Origin of the sequence: Halomonas sp. A29 (assembly GCF_046723295.1) — a bacterium.
Classification (GTDB): domain Bacteria; phylum Pseudomonadota; class Gammaproteobacteria; order Pseudomonadales; family Halomonadaceae; genus Halomonas.
In genome coordinates this window covers 490,214-507,333 of record NZ_JAXQPR010000001.1, presented here as the reverse complement: position 1 = coordinate 507,333, position 17,120 = coordinate 490,214, and the positions used below count along the sequence as shown (strand labels likewise).

At 65.6% G+C, this 17,120-nt stretch carries 15 protein-coding genes; 9 read left to right on the top strand and 6 right to left on the bottom strand.

Annotated features, from left to right (window positions below):
• Positions 1 to 5: 5 nt before the first annotated feature.
• Positions 6 to 2,021: a bifunctional tRNA (5-methylaminomethyl-2-thiouridine)(34)-methyltransferase MnmD/FAD-dependent 5-carboxymethylaminomethyl-2-thiouridine(34) oxidoreductase MnmC gene (gene mnmC / locus SPH52_RS02485; protein WP_411793417.1), complete on the bottom strand. Its 2,016-nt coding sequence runs from the start codon at positions 2,019 to 2,021 to the stop codon at positions 6 to 8.
• A 167-nt stretch (positions 2,022 to 2,188) separates the two neighbouring features.
• Entirely contained in the window at positions 2,189 to 2,488 is a 300-nt protein-coding gene (locus SPH52_RS02480; RefSeq protein WP_411793416.1) for a YciI family protein, read from the bottom strand.
• A 115-nt stretch (positions 2,489 to 2,603) separates the two neighbouring features.
• Between SPH52_RS02480 and SPH52_RS02475 the strand changes: the two genes are divergently transcribed.
• The 3 genes from SPH52_RS02475 (at position 2,604) to SPH52_RS02465 (ending at position 5,137) form a co-directional block, all read left to right on the top strand.
• Positions 2,604 to 3,533: a PHP domain-containing protein gene (locus tag SPH52_RS02475; protein WP_411793415.1), complete on the top strand. Its 930-nt coding sequence runs from the start codon at positions 2,604 to 2,606 to the stop codon at positions 3,531 to 3,533.
• Between the two features lie 37 nt (positions 3,534 to 3,570).
• Positions 3,571 to 4,194 carry an L-threonylcarbamoyladenylate synthase gene (locus SPH52_RS02470; RefSeq protein WP_411793414.1) on the top strand — a complete coding sequence of 208 codons (624 nt, stop codon included), beginning with the start codon at positions 3,571 to 3,573 and terminating at the stop codon, positions 4,192 to 4,194.
• Positions 4,195 to 4,393: 199 nt separating this feature from the next.
• Positions 4,394 to 5,137 (top strand): 5'-nucleotidase, lipoprotein e(P4) family, encoded by a 744-nt coding sequence (locus SPH52_RS02465; protein WP_411793598.1) that lies wholly within the window; start codon positions 4,394 to 4,396, stop codon positions 5,135 to 5,137.
• A gap of 95 nt (positions 5,138 to 5,232) precedes the next feature.
• On the opposite strand, the gene SPH52_RS02460 is transcribed toward SPH52_RS02465, so the two are convergent.
• Both SPH52_RS02460 and SPH52_RS02455 read right to left on the bottom strand, forming a co-directional pair.
• Positions 5,233 to 6,090, bottom strand: coding sequence for an ion transporter (locus SPH52_RS02460; protein ID WP_411793413.1), 858 nt, complete (start codon positions 6,088 to 6,090; stop codon positions 5,233 to 5,235).
• A gap of 60 nt (positions 6,091 to 6,150) precedes the next feature.
• Positions 6,151 to 6,993: a CYTH domain-containing protein gene (locus SPH52_RS02455; protein WP_411793412.1), complete on the bottom strand. Its 843-nt coding sequence runs from the start codon at positions 6,991 to 6,993 to the stop codon at positions 6,151 to 6,153.
• Positions 6,994 to 7,085: 92 nt separating this feature from the next.
• Here SPH52_RS02455 and SPH52_RS02450 point away from each other — a divergent pair, with 92 nt between their 5' ends.
• The 6 genes from SPH52_RS02450 to glrR all read left to right on the top strand — a co-directional run bounded on the left by SPH52_RS02450 (position 7,086) and on the right by glrR (position 14,966).
• Entirely contained in the window at positions 7,086 to 7,766 is a 681-nt protein-coding gene (locus tag SPH52_RS02450; protein WP_411793411.1) for a TIGR00153 family protein, read from the top strand.
• Between the two features lie 66 nt (positions 7,767 to 7,832).
• The gene (locus tag SPH52_RS02445) at positions 7,833 to 9,098 is read left to right on the top strand and encodes an inorganic phosphate transporter (protein ID WP_411793410.1); all 1,266 of its coding nucleotides are present in this window, start codon (positions 7,833 to 7,835) and stop codon (positions 9,096 to 9,098) included.
• Between the two features lie 131 nt (positions 9,099 to 9,229).
• On the top strand, positions 9,230 to 10,543 hold the full coding sequence (argA, locus tag SPH52_RS02440) for an amino-acid N-acetyltransferase (RefSeq protein ID WP_411793409.1): 1,314 nt from the start codon (positions 9,230 to 9,232) through the stop codon (positions 10,541 to 10,543).
• 904 nt (positions 10,544 to 11,447) lie between these two features.
• Positions 11,448 to 12,953 carry a sensor histidine kinase gene (locus SPH52_RS02435; protein WP_411793408.1) on the top strand — a complete coding sequence of 502 codons (1,506 nt, stop codon included), beginning with the start codon at positions 11,448 to 11,450 and terminating at the stop codon, positions 12,951 to 12,953.
• Positions 12,944 to 13,516: a hypothetical protein gene (locus SPH52_RS02430; RefSeq protein ID WP_411793407.1), complete on the top strand. Its 573-nt coding sequence runs from the start codon at positions 12,944 to 12,946 to the stop codon at positions 13,514 to 13,516. Before SPH52_RS02435 ends, SPH52_RS02430 begins: the two co-directional genes overlap by 10 nt.
• A 34-nt stretch (positions 13,517 to 13,550) precedes the next feature.
• Positions 13,551 to 14,966: a two-component system response regulator GlrR gene (gene glrR, locus SPH52_RS02425; RefSeq protein WP_411793597.1), complete on the top strand. Its 1,416-nt coding sequence runs from the start codon at positions 13,551 to 13,553 to the stop codon at positions 14,964 to 14,966.
• Positions 14,967 to 15,011: 45 nt separating this feature from the next.
• Here glrR and xseA read toward each other — a convergent pair whose 3' ends face one another.
• Together xseA and SPH52_RS02415 are read right to left on the bottom strand one after the other, a co-directional pair.
• The gene (xseA, locus tag SPH52_RS02420) at positions 15,012 to 16,364 is read right to left on the bottom strand and encodes an exodeoxyribonuclease VII large subunit (protein WP_411793406.1); all 1,353 of its coding nucleotides are present in this window, start codon (positions 16,362 to 16,364) and stop codon (positions 15,012 to 15,014) included.
• Between the two features lie 122 nt (positions 16,365 to 16,486).
• Positions 16,487 to 17,068 (bottom strand): PRC-barrel domain-containing protein, encoded by a 582-nt coding sequence (locus tag SPH52_RS02415; RefSeq protein WP_411793405.1) that lies wholly within the window; start codon positions 17,066 to 17,068, stop codon positions 16,487 to 16,489.
• Between the last annotated feature and the right edge of the window lie 52 nt (positions 17,069 to 17,120).

The following is a 17,120-nucleotide window of genomic DNA, read 5'->3' as shown; positions in this document are numbered from 1 at the left end:
AACGGTCAACGGTTCCTGATCAGGTCGCGGATCACACGCCGCCCCGGATGCAGGTGATCCACCAGCGGCCACTCCAGCGGCAGCGGTTCGTCGCAGATGCGCGAGGCGATCAGCTCGGCGCACAGCGGTGCGCTGGCCATGCCGCGGGAGCCGTGGGCGGCGCTGATCCACAGGCCTGGGTGATGGCGTCCGGGAACGTCCGGCACCCGGGAGGCGTCCTTGGCCAGGGCGGCATAGTCCTCGTGCCAGGCGCCGGCGTCGGGCACCGGGCCGCAGTAGGGCGTCTTGTCGGGGCTGGCCGCGCGTACGCCTACGCGGCCGGTGAGTCGCTCGGGCGAGAGGTCGACGCCGGCCTCGCGCAGCACCGCCACGAAGTGAGGCAGGCCGCGTTCGAGTTCCGCCAGGTTGGCGGTGTGGTCGCCCTCACGCTCGGCCATATCGGTATCGCCCGGGCCATAGGTGGCGCCGAAGTTGAGTACGCCATCCGCTGCCGGCGGTACGTAGCCGCCGGCGCATACCACCCGCCCCAAGGCAGGAGCGCCATCGGGTAGCTTCAATTGGCTGACCTGGCCGCGCACCGGCTGCACGGGCAGGGCCTGGGTCTGGGAGAACCGGGCGGCCTCGCTGGCGGTCGCGATAACCACCTGATCGGCCGCGATGGTCTCCCCATCGGCCAGGGCCAGGGTCCAGCCGGCCTCGCTTGCGGCCAGCGACGCTACCTCGCCGCGGCGGAAGCTGACGCCGGGGGTGCCGGCGAGCTTCACGCACAGCTCCAGCGGCTTGACCCAGGCGGCACCGGGGTAGTCCAGCGCCGGCGCCTCGAGGCGAATGCCGGCGGCGGCGCTGGCCGCCTCGGCGTCGACCCCGCGCACTACGCTCTCAGGCAACGGGTGGTTGTCCAGGAAGCGTGCCTGGCGCGCCTGCTCCTGCTCGCTCAGGGCCAGCTGCAGTACGCCGCTGGGGCGCCACAGCGACTGCTCCGGGTCGAGCTGGGCCAGCCAGCGCCGGCTGTGGAGCAGGCCGGCCAGGTAGGCACGGCTCTGCAGGTTGGTTTCTACCGCCAGCTTGACGTAGAGCGCCCCCTGCAGGTGCGTGGTACCCAGCTCGGCGCGATCGAAGCGGTCGATCAGGGTGACGGCGATGCCGCGCCGGGCCAAGGCTGCTGCGGTGCTGGCACCGGCGATTCCGGCGCCTATCACCGCCACGTGGCGCGGCGGTTGCGGCGTCGGCGGGCTGAACCAGGGAGTGCGCGCGCGGCGGATGTCGGCGGGTGGCGAGGCGATCTCGCCGGCGAGCATTTCGCGCTTGCGCCCGAATCCAGGTACCTTGCGCCAGGCGAACCCGGCCTCGGCCAACCCACGCTTGACCACGCCGGCACAGGTGAAGGTGGCAAAGGTTGCCCCTGGGCGCGAGCAGGCGGCCATGGCAGCGAACAGCTCGGGGCGCCACATCTCGGGGTTCTTGGCTGGGGCAAAGCCATCCAGGAACCAGGCATCCACCCGGCCCTCGAGCAGTGCGAGGCGCTCGGCGGCGTCGCCGAAGTGCAGATCCAGCGTCACCCGCTCGTCGAGCCATAGCCGGTGCACGCCGGCCACCGGCTCGGGCCACTGGCCCAACAGCCGTTCGGCACGCTTGGTCAGGTCCGGCCAGGCCGCAAGCGCCTGGGCCAGGTCTTCCCGGCGCAGCGGATAACGTTCGGTGGAGACAAGGTGCAGCCGCGCTCCAGCCGGGGCGTGCGCATCGAAACAGGCCCAGGCGCAGAGCATGTTGAGCCCGGTGCCGAAACCGGTCTCGCCGATCACGAAGGGGCGCTGGGCTTGCCAGTCGGCAAGGCGCCGCGGCAGGTCGTTGCCCTGCACGAAGACGTGTTCGGTTTCCGCCCGGCCGTCGTGACGCGAGAAGTAGACGTCGTCGAACTGTGTCGAGAGCGGGGCGCTCTCGCCGGTATCGTCGCAGCGCCAGTCGAGGCGGGCGGGCTCCAGGCCGGCCAGCGGTGGAAGGGGGGAAACGGACACGGGCATCTCCAGAACCTGGCGCGACTGCTCAAAAAATGAACGATGGCTCCACAGCGGCATGGCGTGGCGCATCTAGCAAGCCATCCGCGGCGTTTCAACAACGTTATCCACAGAAGCTGTGAGCAAAACTCCTGTGGATAATCGGGCTCGCCGGGGACGGCCGGAGGGGGAACTCAGGGCAGCACTTTCTTGAACGGCTTGACGGTCACCTTGGCGTAGACCCCGGCGATCATGTAGGGATCGGCGTCGGCCCAGGCCCGGGCGATCTCGAGACTGTCGAACTCGGCGACCACCAGGCTGCCGCTGAAACCGGCATCGCCGGGGTTCTCGGCATCCACGGCGGGATGCGGACCGGCCATCACCAGACGACCCTCGTCGCGCAGCTTCTCCAGGCGCGCCAGGTGGTCGGGGCGGGCGGCCAGGCGGCGCTCCAGGCTGTTCTTCACGTCTTCACTGATGATTGCGTACAGCATCGCAACGTTCCTCGGGCAAGCGCGGTATCACCGCGGACTCCAACCGCGCGTTGACCGACCGTCGTCGGGCGCGCACCATTGGGCCACCATTTTGACAAAGTTGCCTGCCTGCGTCATGCCACAGCCCCCCTTGCCCGAGCATTTTGCCGGCGACCCCGGACCCCTCGGGGTCGACCTGCACATGCACTCCACCGCTTCGGATGGCACCCTGGCACCCGCCGAGGTCGTTGCCCTGTGCGCCGAACGTGGCGTGACGCTGATGGCGTTGACCGACCACGACACCGTGGCCGGCGTGGCCGAGGCCAGTGAGGCGGCGCAACGCCTGGGCGTATGCCTGCTGCCGGCGGCGGAGCTTTCGACCCGCTGGCAGGGCGTCGGCATCCATGTGGTGGGGCTGTTGCCGCAGGGCGCCCGTGGGGTGCTCGGCGAAGGACTCGAGGCGCAGGCCCGGGCACGTGAAGCGCGCGCCGCGGTGATCGCCGAACGCATGGAGAAGATCGGGCTCGACGACGCCCTGGCCAAGGCCCGTGAGCAGGCCGGGCCCTATCGCCCCCTGGGGCGGCCCGATTTCGCCCGGGCGTTGGTGGCGGCGGGAGTGGTACCCGACGTGGCCACCGCGTTTCGCAAGCACCTGGGCAGCGGCAAGGCGGGCGATATCAAGGCGCACTGGCCGGCCCTGGCCGAGGTAGTGGGCTGGATAGTCGAGGCGGGCGGCGTGGCGGTGCTGGCACATCCGTTGCGCTACGGGCTGACCCGGCGCAAGCGGGGACAGCTGCTGGATGACTTCGTTGCGGCCGGCGGTCAGGCCGCCGAGCTGATCAGCGGCTTCCAGAATGCCGACGTCACCCGCGACCTGGCCCGCCAACTGGCCGAGCGGGAGCTGTATGCCTCGCTCGGCAGCGACTTCCATTTTCCCGGTGGCCACCTGGCCCCGGGCAGCATGAGCCCGCCGCCACGCACCGCGGTACCGCCGGTGTGGACCCACCCGCGGCTTGCCGGCTTCGTTGCGGCGGGCTGCGACGCGGCCGACCCCGGCGCGCTATAGTGGGCAGCGAGAAATCGAAACGTCAGGGAACACGACCATGAGCCAGTATCTCCAGATCCACCCGGAAAACCCGCAGAAGCGCCTGATCGACCAGGCAGTACAGATCGTTCGCCAGGGCGGGGTGATCGCCTATCCCACCGACTCCGGCTATGCCCTGGGCTGCCATCTGGGCGACAAGAAGGCGATCGAGAAGATCAAGTGGCTGCGCTCGCTGGATGACAAGCACAACTTCACCCTGGTGTGCTCAGACCTCTCCGATATCGGTACCTATGCCAAGGTCGACAACAGCGTGTTCCGCCTGCTCAAGGCCAATACCCCGGGGGCTTACACCTTCATCCTCAATGCCACCTCCGAGGTGCCACGCCTGCTGTTGCACCCCAAGCGGCGCTCCATCGGCGTGCGCGTGCCCGACCACCGCATTACCCACGCCCTGCTCGAAGCGCTGGGTGAGCCGCTGATGAGCGTGACGCTGATCCCGGTGGGCGAGGAGCTGCCGATGACCGACCCGGAGGAGATCCGCGATCGCTACGACGCCCACCTGGATGTGATCATCGACGGTGGCGCCTGTCACCTGGAGCCCACCAGCGTGGTCGACCTGCGCGAGCTGCCGCCGACCATCGTGCGCGAAGGGCGCGGCGACCTGGCGCCGTTTCGAAGCTGATCCACATACGCTCTGCTGCTGTTCGATGCCCGGCCTGCGCCGGGCATCGTCGTTCTGGTGTCGTGGGGCTGTAGTTATTTTGAATGTTCAATCAATATAAAATATGATCGACTCCGTAAGTCTGATAATTCCAACTAATAATTGAGCGGAGTCCTCAACAGTGAATCATCCCCGTCTGACGACAGTACTACTCACCGGCCTGGCGGCTGCGGCTTTCACCACCCATTCCCACGCCGAGTCCGGCGAACGGCAGGAGGCCGAACTCTGTTCCCAGGAGGCCTATGCCATGGGGCTGCGCTATCAGCAGCAGTCTGCAGAGGTCGCGGCTCTGCAGCGCCAAGGGTTCGCCCTGGCCACCCTGCGCCTCGAGCAGGCCATCGAGCGACACGGCGACGATGCCAACCTGGCGATCATCAGCGACGTGGATGAGACCCTGATCGACAATTCCGCTCTGCTCGTGCGCGACATGCAGAAGTGTCATGACTACACCGCCTGGGACACCTGGCTGCACTGGGAGCGCGAAGGCACGCCGAGAATGATTCCGGGAGCGCTGGACTTCCTCGAGTATGCCGATGCCCAGGGGGTGGCCATCTTCTACGTCTCCGACCGCTACCAGGAGAACAAGGCCGATACCCTGGCCACCCTGGAAAGGCTCGGCCTGCCGCAGGTCTCGGAAGAGAGCGTGTTGCTGCTGGGGCCGCCCAAGCAGGAGCGTCGTGCCAAGGTGGAAGGCGACTACACCCTGGTCATGCAGCTCGGCGATACCCTGCATGATTTCTCCGAGGCGTTCGTCAGCAGCGTGCCGCTGGACGAGCAGCACGCCCAGGTGGAGGCGAACGCCGAGCGTTTCGGCCACGACTGGATCCTCTTCCCCAACGCCACCTACGGTACCTGGCGCAAGGCCGAGCTGGAGGCATGGGACGCCCCCTTCGTGACTGAGTAAGCGTCTTCGAAGCTGCGATGCGCGCCCGGCCCTCAGGCCGGGCGCTTCGCTTCATGGCGAGCGTTTCGCTGCATGGAATGTGGCCAGGCGATGACTCAGGGGGCGTTGGGGTCGCGGGTTTCCTCGTCGAGCCAGGTGCCGCACTTGAGGCAGTAGCGTGCACGCTTCTCATGCTGATCGTGGCCACAGCCGGGGCAGGCCTGGTCGGAATAGCGATCGGCGCGAATCGAGCGAATCACCTCGGCCGAGAATACCCCGGTTGGCACGGCGATGATCGAATAACCGATCAGCATCAGCATGATCGTAATCGACTTGCCTAACGAGGTCATCGGCACGATGTCACCATAGCCCACCGTGGTCAGGCTGACGACGGCCCAGTAGATCGACATGGGAATGCTGGTGAAGCCGTCTTCAGGTGATTCGATCATGTACATCACCGTGGCGAAAATGATCACCAGCATGAAGATGGCAAAGAAGAACAAGAAGATCTGGCGAATGCTACGCTTCAGCGCATCCAGCAGCAGGCGGCTTTCGCCGACGAATTGCATCAGGCGCAATACGCGGAAAATACGCAGCACACGCAGCAGGCGCACGATCACCAGCGTCTGGGTGCCGGGCAGGATCAGCATCAGCCAGGTAGGCAGTACGGCCAGGATATCGACGATGCCGTAGAAGCTGCGTAGATAGCGCCACGGTTTTTCCAAGCAGTAGATGCGCAGTCCCAGCTCGATGGTGAAGAGGATGGTGAAGCCCCACTCCAGCCAATAGAAGAGTTCCCCATAGGCAGCATGCCAGGCGGCAACGCTGTCGAGCATCACCACCAATACGCTGGCCAGGATCGCCACGATCAGCGCGATGTCGAAGCCCTTGGCCAGCGGCGTATCCGACTCGAAGGTGATCTGGAACAGGCGTGTGCGCAGCCCTTTGCCGGCTGGCCGGAATGGCTCGGTCATGTGGTTGCTTCCTGTCTTGCCTTCGCTCATGGGCGTGTCTTCCTTGATTGTCGTGCCGTCTCACGATGCCAGACGATGCGCCAGCTGCAGCGCCGTACGGCCGAAATCGACGCTGAGCCAGTCGCGGTTCTCCAGCATGGCGGCAAGCCGGCCTGCCTCGCCATGGCCACTGGCCGCCAGTGCGTTCAAGGCCTCTCTGGCCACGTCCCGCCAAGTATCGTCGCCGCTATCGGCCAGGGCATCCAGGGCCAGCATGGCGCGGTGCAGGCGCTGGCTCGCTCCATTGCCTTCCGCCGGTGCCCAGCGGGCGTTGAGCAGGGCGCTGCCGCGGGCGGCCTTGCTGGCATCGGCGGGGCGCAGGGGCACCGTCTCGGCGAAGGCCAGTGCCAGGCTCCATAGTGCCTGCGGGTCGCCATCCTTGAGTTCGAGCTCCAGTTCGCAGATCGGCACGCGCCGGCCGGCGGCGCGAATTTCACCCTGGTCCAGCGCTACCTCGATGGTGGCTTCGGCCAGTTCCAGACGCCACAGGCGTCGCTCGAAGTCGGTACTGAAGCGCGGTTCCAGCCGCGCCAGTACCTCCGCGCCTAGCTCGGCGAAGGGCACTAGCTCGGCAAGCCCGGCACGGTCGAGGCTGCCGCCTGCTACCGGCCACTCCCATTCACGGCGCCGGCTGTAGCCACCGCTGCCTTCGCCGCTGGTCTTCAGGGTCTGTACCCAGCTGTCGTCGCAGCGGCGCAGGCGCAGTGCCATGCGCGCGGCCTCCAGCACGCCGTCCGGCGTGTCATAGTAGGTGTTGGCCAGGCGCTGGGCGCCGTCCACCCCGGCGCGCAGAAGGGGGTGTTGCAGCAGCCTTTCCGGCCCTTTCTCACCCAGCGCCAGCTTCATCTCGATCTCGTGGCTCATTCCGTTCCCGCTCTGTCGCCTAATATTTCCATGACGTGACAGGGTGCCATTCTTTATACTGGCGCCGCCATTTCACAAGCGCACCCCATGCCATGGTCAAACCCAACCCCTTTTCGGCGATGTTCGGCCGTTCGCCGTTTCAGCCGCTACTGGCCCATATCGCCAAGGCCAACGAGTGTGCCGACCAATTGCTGCCGTTCTTCGAGGCATCGCTTGTCTGCGACTGGGACGAGGCTGCCAAGATCCGCGAAGGCATCACGCAACTGGAACACGAGGCCGACAACCTCAAGACCGAGCTTCGCCTCAACCTGCCCAACACGCTGTTCCTGCCCGTTTCACGCACCGACCTGCTCGATCTGATCACCGTGCAGGACAAGATCGCCAACAAGGTACGCGACATCACCGGCATCATGCTTGGCCGCCGCATGCAGGTACCCACCGAGCTGGCGCCGCCCATGCGCGACTACATGCAGACCGCCGTAGCCTGCGTGGCCCAGGCGCGGCAGGCCCTGGAGGAACTCCAGGACCTGCTCGAGTCGGGCTTCGGCCGCCATGCTTCGGACGTGATGCTCAACATGATTCGCGAGCTGCACATCCTCGAGCAGCAGGCCGACAACCAGCAGATCGCCATCCGGCGCCTGCTCTTCGATCTCGAGGATCAGCTCAAGCCGGTGGACGTGGTCTTCCTCTACAAGATCATCGACTGGGTCGGCGAACTCTCCGACCGCGCCGAACGTGTCGGCAGCCGCCTGCAGATTCTCACTGCCCGGTAGGACACCGCGACCGGCAATCCCGGGGCGATGTGCCCATAACCCGACAGCCACATAGGAACCACCCCTATGTCGATCATTGTGCAGCATGGTGAAATCTTCATCATCCTGGCCTGTCTCTTCGGCTTCTTCATGGCCTGGGGCGTTGGCGCCAACGACGTCGCCAACGCCATGGGCACCTCGGTGGGCTCCAAGGCCATCACCATCAAGCAGGCGATCATCATCGCCGTGATCTTCGAATTCCTCGGCGCCTGGCTGGCCGGTGGCGAAGTCACCGCCACCATCCGCGGTGGCATCGTCGACCCGGTACTGCTGCAAGCCAACCCACAGCTACTCGTCTACGGCATGCTCTCCGCCCTGTTGGCGGCGGGCATCTGGCTCATGATTGCCTCGGCCAAGGGCTGGCCGGTCTCCACCACCCACTCCATCGTCGGTGCCATCGTCGGTTTCGGCGCGGTGGGCCTGGGCATGGAGGCGGTAGCCTGGAACCGGGTCGGTACCATCGCCTCGAGCTGGGTGGTCTCGCCGTTGCTGGCCGGCACCATCTCCTTCCTGCTGTTCAAGTCGGTGCAGTACCTGATCTTCGAAGCCAAGGACCCCTTCGCCGCCGCCAAGCGCACCGTACCGTTCTACATCTTCCTGGTCGGTTTCATCGTTGCCATGGTGACCCTGACCAAGGGCCTGACCCACGTAGGACTGGACTTCACCTTCGGCCAGAGCTTCCTGCTCTCGGTGCTGCTGGGCATCGGCGTGATGGGCATCGGCATCGTCATGGAGAACCGCGTCAAGGGCGAACGACGCATCGGCGACCAGTTCGGCTACGGCAGCGTAGAGCGTGTATTCGGCGTGCTGATGATCTTCACCGCCTGCGCCATGGCCTTCGCCCACGGCTCCAACGACGTGGCCAACGCCGTCGGCCCCTTGGCGGCGGTGATCAGCGTGGTGCGCAGCGACGGCGTGATCGATGCCGCGGCGCTGGTGCCCTGGTGGGTGCTGATTCTCGGCGGTGGCGGCATCGTCGCCGGCCTGGTCACCTACGGCCACAAGGTGATCGCCACCGTGGGCACCGGTATCACCGAGCTGACACCCAGCCGCGGCTTCGCCGCCACCCTGGCCGCCGCCACCACCGTGGTGCTGGCCTCGGGCACCGGGCTGCCGATCTCCACCACCCACACCCTGGTCGGGGCCGTGCTCGGCGTGGGCCTGGCCCGTGGCATGGCGGCGCTCAACCTGCGCGTGATCGGCACCATCGTCATGTCCTGGCTGATCACCCTGCCGGCCGGTGCAGGCCTGGCGATCATGTTCTTCTTCATGTTCAAATGGATCTTCGGTTGAAGAGACATCCTTCAGGGCCTGCGGCAGGCTAGACCGGTAGCGGCGGCACCCAAGTGGTGCCGCCGTTTTCGTCGCTCTGATATAGTCGAAGTCGATACACCTTTTCTCCCACCTGCTGCCGGAGAGCGGCCTTGGACACTCGTTTCCCCTTCGTCGACTGGTTCCGCAATTCCTCCCCCTATATCAATGCGCATCGGGGCCGAACCTTCGTGATCCTGATCGAGGGCGAGGCCATGGCGCGAGGCCGAGGCGAGCAACTGATCCAGGACCTGGCGTTGCTGCATACCCTTGGGGTGCGGCTGGTGGTGGTGTTCGGTATTCGGCCCCAGGTGGACCAGGCGCTCGCCGAGGCGGGAATCGAGCCGCAGCGCCACGAAGGGCGCTGGGTCGCCGACGAAGCGATCATGGCCTGTGTCGAGCGGGTGGCCGCCGAGCAGCGCCTGTGGCTCGAGGCGCGGCTGTCGCTGGGGCTGCCCAACACGCCGCTGCACGGCGTTGAGCTGACCGCGGTATCCGGCAACCTGGTGATGGCCAAGCCGCTGGGTGTGCGCCAGGGCGTCGACTACGACCACAGCGGCGAGGTGCGCCGGGTGCGGGTCTCGGCCGTTCAGGGGCTGCTCGACCGCGGCTCGCTGGTGCTGCTGCCGCCACTGGGCTTCTCCAGTACCGGTGAGGTATTCGACCTGGATGCCGCCGAGGTGGCCCAGCATGCGGCCATGGCGCTGGCCGCCGACAAGCTGATCCTGCTGGGCGAAGCCGCCGGGCTCTACGACGAGAACGGCGCCATGCAGCGTCAGCTCACCCCCGACGAAGCCGAACCGCTGCTGAACCAGATCGAGCCGGGCAGCGAGCAGGCGCGCCATATCGCTGCAGCCTGTGCCGCGGCACGCCACGGCGTGGCCCGCACGCACCTGCTCTCGTGGCACGACCACGATGCCCTGCTGGGCGAGCTGTTCACCCGCGACGGGGTGGGCACCATGATCACCCGGCACCGCTACGAACAGCTGCGCCCGGCCGAACTCGGTGACATCGGCGGCCTGCTGGAGCTGCTGGAACCGCTCGAGCGGCGCGGCATGCTGGTGCCGCGCTCGCGCGAGCGCCTCGAGCACGAGATCGACGACTACCTGGTGATCGAGCGCGACGGCATGATCATCGGCTGCGCGGCGCTTCACCGCTTCGCCGAAGCCGAGATGGGCGAGCTGGCCTGCCTGGCCATCCACGTCGATTACCGTGGCGGGGCGCGGGGCGCACTGCTGCTTTCGGGCATCGAGCGTCGCGCGCGGCGGCTCGGGCTCGGCGCGCTGTTCGTGCTCACTACCCACACTGCGCACTGGTTCGTCGAGCACGGCTTCCGCGCCTCCGACATCGAGTCGTTGCCCACGCTCAGGCGCGACACCTACAACCACGCCCGCAAGTCGAAAATCCTCGTCAAGGCGCTTTCGTAAAAACCTGCTCGCTCTCGCCAAGGCCTGATCGCTGGCCCTGTGCAAAGCCTTGCCGCCGCCTGGAAATTGCGTTTCGGGCGGCGGCTGTCGCTTTGGGGCAACGCCACTCGAATTCTTGTCTCAAATGGGCAACAAGATAAGCTTTTGTTTTTAATGAATTTATCTGGGCTTGCTCGGAATGGTGTCTCCAAACGGTGACGAAATGCGGCCCTGCAATTCGCTTTTTATCTCGATTTTGCCGTCCGGTGACGGCGTGCCAACTATTGTGCAGTTTTAAGCTATTGTTTTTTATCAGCTATAAGGATTCATGGCACGCAACTGGCAATGTACAGGGTGAGCAACGATGAAGTGATTCAAACGGCTCGAATCACTTCGGATCGTCGGGAGGCTCGGGAAACACCACCCCCCCATGCCCTGTGCGACCCGGGCATCACGACGATAAACGTTCGCTCCGCGATGTGTAACTTAGGTTGCGATGAGACGGGTACCGCCGAGTCAGGCAAGGAATGGTACCAGAAGGGCAAGGATGCCCCGGCAAGGATGCCTCTCCCCTTCGGGGGATCGAATTTCGCACCAGCGCTGACGAGTTTCACGTAGCGATGGTGACAAGGAACGAAGCAAGGCGGTTCGCCGCCTGCCCGTACCGACGGCTCCTGGTAGCATGAGAGTCGGTAGTGGGGCTTCGGGACCCTCGGGTCCGCTGAAAGTATGGACATGGCTCGACCAGGCGACCGATGCCTATATTTTCAACCCCTTCAGTTCCCTGCGTATTGGGCCGGCAATCTGCCGGCCTTTTTTTTTCCGGCAGGGCCGGTGGCGGGGCAGTAGCCGAGCGCAGAACTCTGTTATCCTTCAGGAACGTGCCATGGTGGTTTCATATCCTCTCCTGAATAGAACATTGGTCATGACCAAACGGGTCTCGCGCCGTTGGCGTCCACGCTCATTGCTGCAGCTCGTGCTGCTGGCATTCCTGGTAGTGATGCTGCCGTTGGGAATCCTGATGTACCAGGCCGGTCAAGCCTTGTCCGAACTGTCTCGCCTGGCGGATGTCAGTGCCCGCCAGGCGGTGGAAGAGAGCCGGCGCGCGCGGGTGCTGGGGAACCTGGCCGTCGAGATGGAGCGCAGCGCGCGCCAGTATGCGGTGCTGGAGCAGGAGAGCCTGCTCGAACTCTATGCCGAGCGTCACGGTGAATTCCAGGAGCTGCTGGCGCAGCAGCGCCGTTTCCTGCCGAACGACCCGGACGTCGTGGCCCTGGAAGAGCAGTTGCTGTTGCTTTCGCAGCTGCCGGAACTGGAAGCCGAGGCGCTGGAGGTATGGCTGGCGCTGTTCGCCCCCTTCGCCGAGCATACCGAGGCGATGCGCCGGGCCACCAATCGCCAGATCGATGCCAGCATTGAAATGATCAGCGCGCGAGCGGAGGACGTGCAGTCGCGGTTATGGCTGCAGACCACGGCGCTGGTGTCTTCCAGCCTGCTGCTCATGCTGCTGTTCAGCTGGCTGATCATTCGCCCGGTGCGCCAGCTCGAGCGCCGTATCCTCAGCATTGGCAGCGGCGTGGAAACCAACGACCGCGACACCATCCAGGGCCCCGCCGAACTGGTGCAGCTCGGCGACCGGCTCGACTGGCTGTCGACCCGGCTCAGCGATCTCGAGGCGCAGAAGCAGCAGTTCCTGCGCCACATGTCGCACGAGCTCAAGACCCCGCTTGCCAGCGTACGCGAGGGCTCGGCACTGCTGGCCGACGGCGTGGCCGGCGAGATGACGCCTCGCCAGCGCGAGATTCTATCGTTGATCGATGCCAGCGGCCGTGAACTGCAGCGGCTCATCGAACAGCTGCTCGACTATAATCTGTTGCAGCACAACCAGCGCATCATCCTCGAGTGGCTGGACCTGGCCACGCTGGTGAAGACCATCCTGTCCAAGCACCGGCTGGCGCTGGAGCACAAGGGCATGCAGATAATCGCCTTCGATGGCCCGCTGGAGTGGGTGGTGGACCGTACCGCCATGGAGCGCATCCTCGACAACCTGGTCTCCAACGCCATTGCCTACGGCGAAGATGGCGGCGACCTGGTAATTCGCGCGCATGCCGGGCGGGACCACCTGATTCTCGACGTGGCCAACAGCGGTGAGCCGATTGCCGAGCATGACCGCACGCGGCTGTTCGAACCTTTCTACCAAGGGCGTTCGCGTCGCAAGGGGCCACTCAAGGGCTCGGGAATCGGGCTCTCGGTGGCGGCCGACTGCGCGCGCATCCAGAGCGGCAGCCTGGCGCTGATCGACGATCGTGAATTCGATGTATGTTTCCGCCTGACGCTGCCCTATCAGGCGATTCCTCTTACTAAAGAAAATAATAATATAGAGCCCTTTCAAGTGGGCCTCAACGCAAGGAGCGAGGAGAGATGGCGGTAAGAATCATTGGCTGTGCAAGAAAGGCCTTTTATGCCGGTGGGCTGGCCCTGCTGCTGAGCGGCTGCCAATACCTGCCCGAGAACGCCATGCTCGGCACGGAACCGGAAGACGCCCCGCAGGCGGTCGCCTGCCGCGCAGCGGATCCGACGTTCGAGAACGAGGCCTGCCTGCTGCCCAGTTGGGTGGCCTTCGGCCTGGCTTCGCAGCGCGGAGATGGAGAGTGGCGCCGTCAGGCGCTGGATGAGATCGAAACCGCCCCTGGCAGGAGCGAGGCCGAGCGCGAGCTGGCACGCGCCGTGGCGCTCTCCTGGGGCAGTGAGCGGGAATGGCGTCAGGCAGCGGAGCTCTACCAGGCGCATACGCATGCCGCACCGGCCGACCTGCAACCGTTGCTGCTCTATTGGCGCAACGAACTGGAAGGTCGGCGTTCGCTGGCCAACCAGAGCACGAATGCACGTGCTCAGTTGACGTCGTTGCAGCGCGCGAATGCCGAGCTCTCCGAAAAGCTCGAAGCGCTGACGGCCATCGAGCAGAACATGAACCTGCGCCAGCAATCGCCCTGAGGGGCGATCGAGCAACCAAAGGGAGATAGACGTGATGGAAGCGGCTCGATTGACCGACACGCGCAAGAATGAGGCTCGCAGGCCGGCGGCTCGCACGTCGGGTGCGAAGGCAGGCAACGCCCACGTTTTGCTGGTCGACGACGACGTCAGCTTGTTGCGTCTGCTCGGCATGCGCCTGGAAAGCCGTGGCTACCGGGTAACCACGGCCGAGAGCGGCCCCGAAGCACTGCGCAAGCTGGAAGCCGAGCGGCCCGACATCGTGCTTTCCGACCTGCGCATGGACGAAATGGATGGCATGGCGCTGTTCCAGGCGATACAGCGCGAGGTGCCGGGGCTGCCGGTGATCATCCTGACCGCACACGGCTCCATTCCCGATGCCGTCAATGCTACCCAGCAGGGCGTGTTCAGCTTTCTCACCAAGCCGGTGGACCGCGATGAGCTGTTCAGCGCCATCGACGAAGCGCTGACTCACATGCCCACCGGCAGCAACAGTGACAGCGAGGCCTGGCGGGCCAGCATCATTACCCGCAGCCCCGAGATGGAGCGGGTGCTGGAGCAGGCGCGCATGGTGGCCGCGTCGGATGTCAGCGTGCTGATCACCGGCCCCTCCGGTTCGGGCAAGGAGTTGCTGGCCCGAGCCATTCACGATGCCAGCCCGAGGGCCAATCACCCGTTCGTGGCGATCAACTGCGGCGCATTGCCCGAGCAACTGCTCGAGAGCGAACTGTTCGGCCACGCCAAGGGTGCCTTCACCGGTGCCGTCAGCGACCACAAGGGCCTGTTCCAGGCTGCCGAGGGTGGCACCCTGTTCCTCGACGAGATCGGCGACATGCCGTTACCGCTGCAGGTCAAGCTGCTGCGCGCGCTGCAGGAGCGCCAGATCCGTCAGTTGGGTTCGACCCAGTCGCTCCCGGTCAACGTGCGCATCCTCTCCGCCACCCACCGAGACCTCAGCCAGGCGATGCATCAGGGCGAGTTCCGCGAGGATTTCTTCTACCGCCTCAACGTGGTCAATCTGAAGCTACCGGCGCTGAAGGATCGCGCCGAGGACGTGCCGCTGCTGGCGCGCCATCTGGTGGCCCAGGCCGCGGAGCGCCACAAGCCGTTCGTCAAGGGGTTCTCGCCGGAAGCGCTCAACCTGTTGGCCACCAGTGCCTGGCCCGGCAACGTACGCCAGCTGGTCAACGTGGTGGAGCAGTGCGTGGCGCTGACCCGCTCGCCGATGATCCCCGAGGCCCTGGTGGCCCAGGCCCTGGCGGCGGAGGACTGCGCGCTGCCGACCTTCAACGATGCCCGCGCCGGCTTCGAACGCAGCTACCTGGTCAAGGTGCTCAAGATCACCGAGGGCAACGTGACCCAGGCGGCGCGCATCGCCGGGCGCAACCGCACCGACTTCTACAAGCTGCTCAGCCGCCACGAGCTGGAACCGAGCACCTTCAAGCCCGAGTGACGCCAGCCCGGCTTACCTCCAGAGCGCCTGTCATAGGCGCTCTTTTCATTTGAGGCGACGCTTCACCTCGACGCTCAATCTTCCCTCGCCTAGGCGAGCGGTCAGCGCCTGGCCGGGCTGGGTGTCGGTCGCGCGCCGTATCACCTTGCCTTCGTCGTCCTGCAGAATGGCGTAGCCACGCCCCAGCACCGCCAGCGGGCTTACCGCCTGTAGCTGCCGTGCCAGGCCGGCCAGGCGTTCGCGCTGGCGTGATACGTCGCGCTGCATGGCCTGTTCGAGTCCTGCCCGGGCGCGTGCCAGCCTTTCCCCGGCCTGCTCGACCCCGCGCCGCGGGTGGCAGGCGCTCATTCTTCGCTCTACATATCCCAGCTGCTGTTTCTCGGTGGTGAGCCGGGTATGCATGGCGCGTTGCAACCTGGCTTCCAGCTCGCCAAGGGTGCTGCGCTTCTGAGCCAGCACCTCGCCGGGGTGACGCAGCCGGGCGCGCAAGTGATCCAGCCGCTGGGCTTCGCGCTCCAGCCGCGCCTGGGCGCAGCGCGCGAGCTGGCGCTCCAGGCCGGCCAGGCGGCGCTGCAGGTCGCGCCCATCCGGCACCAGCATCTCGGCGGCAGCGGAGGGGGTAGGCGCGCGCAGATCGGCGGCGAGATCCGAGAGGGTGGTATCGACCTCATGGCCCACCGCCGACATTACCGGCAGCCGCGAATGAAAGATGGCGCGTGCCAGATGCTCGTCGTTGAAGGCCCACAGGTCTTCCAGGCTGCCGCCGCCGCGGGTGATCAGCACTACGTCGCGGCTCGGATCCAGCGCCTGCTGGCGGTTGAGCAGCCCCAGCGCAGCGATCAGCGCCGGAGCAGCCTCACGGCCCTGCACGGGAACGGCGATCAGCGTGACCTGGGCCAGTGGCCAGCGCGCCTTGAGCACCGCCAGCACGTCGCGTATCGCCGCGCCGGTGGGTGAAGTCAGCACCAGCAGATGGCGGGGCGGGCAGGGCAGGGGCCGCGCGTTGGCGAATACACCTTCGGCGGCGAGCCGCTGCTTGAGCCGTTCCAGCGCGATCAGCAGCTCGCCTTCTCCGGCAGGCTGCACCGCTTCGGCAATCAGCTGATAGTCGCCGCGCGGTTCGAACAGCGACACCCGTCCGCGTACTCGTACCCGGTCGCCGTCGCGCATGGGGGCGGCCACGAAGCGGGCGCGATTGCGAAACAGCGCACAGCGCAGCTGTGCAGAAGCATCCTTGAGCGTGAAATAGACATGCCCTGAAGAGGGCCGCGATACGCCGGAAAGCTCTCCCTCGACCCACACTTCACCGAAGCCCTGCTCGAGCAGCAGCCGGGCACGGCGGTTCACTTCGCTGACGGAAAGGGCGGTATCGCTGGTGGAAGGCTGGGATGGGAACATGAAACGGCGATTCCTAAAAGCCCAACTCTATCATGCCGAATGAGCGCAGGCCGGAAACGAAAAAAGCGCCGGGCAAGGCCCGGCGCAAATACATCATGGGAGGGACACTTCAAGCTTGTCGCTTAGTCGAAATCGTCCTCGATGTCGTCGTCGGTGTATTCGGCGTCGTCGCCGTCGTTGACGCCATCGGTGGCACCCACGGTATCGCCGTCGGCTTCACCATCGCGGAAGGCGGCTCCGGTGCCAGTAGTCTGCCAGACACCGTCGCCATCATGCTCGCCGGCGCGGCGCTCACGCTCGTCGTTGAACCACTGCTCGTCATATTCGGGGAAGCTCTCGAGCTCATCCTCGGAAGCATCGACCAGAATACGATGGGTCACGTCGTCCTGACCGAAGATGCCGTCGTCGTCACGCTCGGTTTCCATGCTGAAATGTTCGATGCCGACGACCACTTCATCGCCACCAATGCCCCACAGGCCACCGGCGTTAACGATCAGAGCGCTTACCTGGCCCTGGTCATCCAACAGGATGTTCTCGACGCTACCGACTTCCTCGTCGGGGTCGTTGGCGTGGTAGACATTGGCACCAATGATGTCATTGGCGGAATAGAGGCCCTGTGCCTCGTCCTGTGCTACGGCTTGTGTACCGAGGGCGAGGCTACCGGCGATGGTTGCGATTGCGATAGTCAGTGCACGCTTCTGCATGTTTACTCTCCTTGACCTGTCCTTAGACCTTGGATTTTCCTTGCTGGCGCTG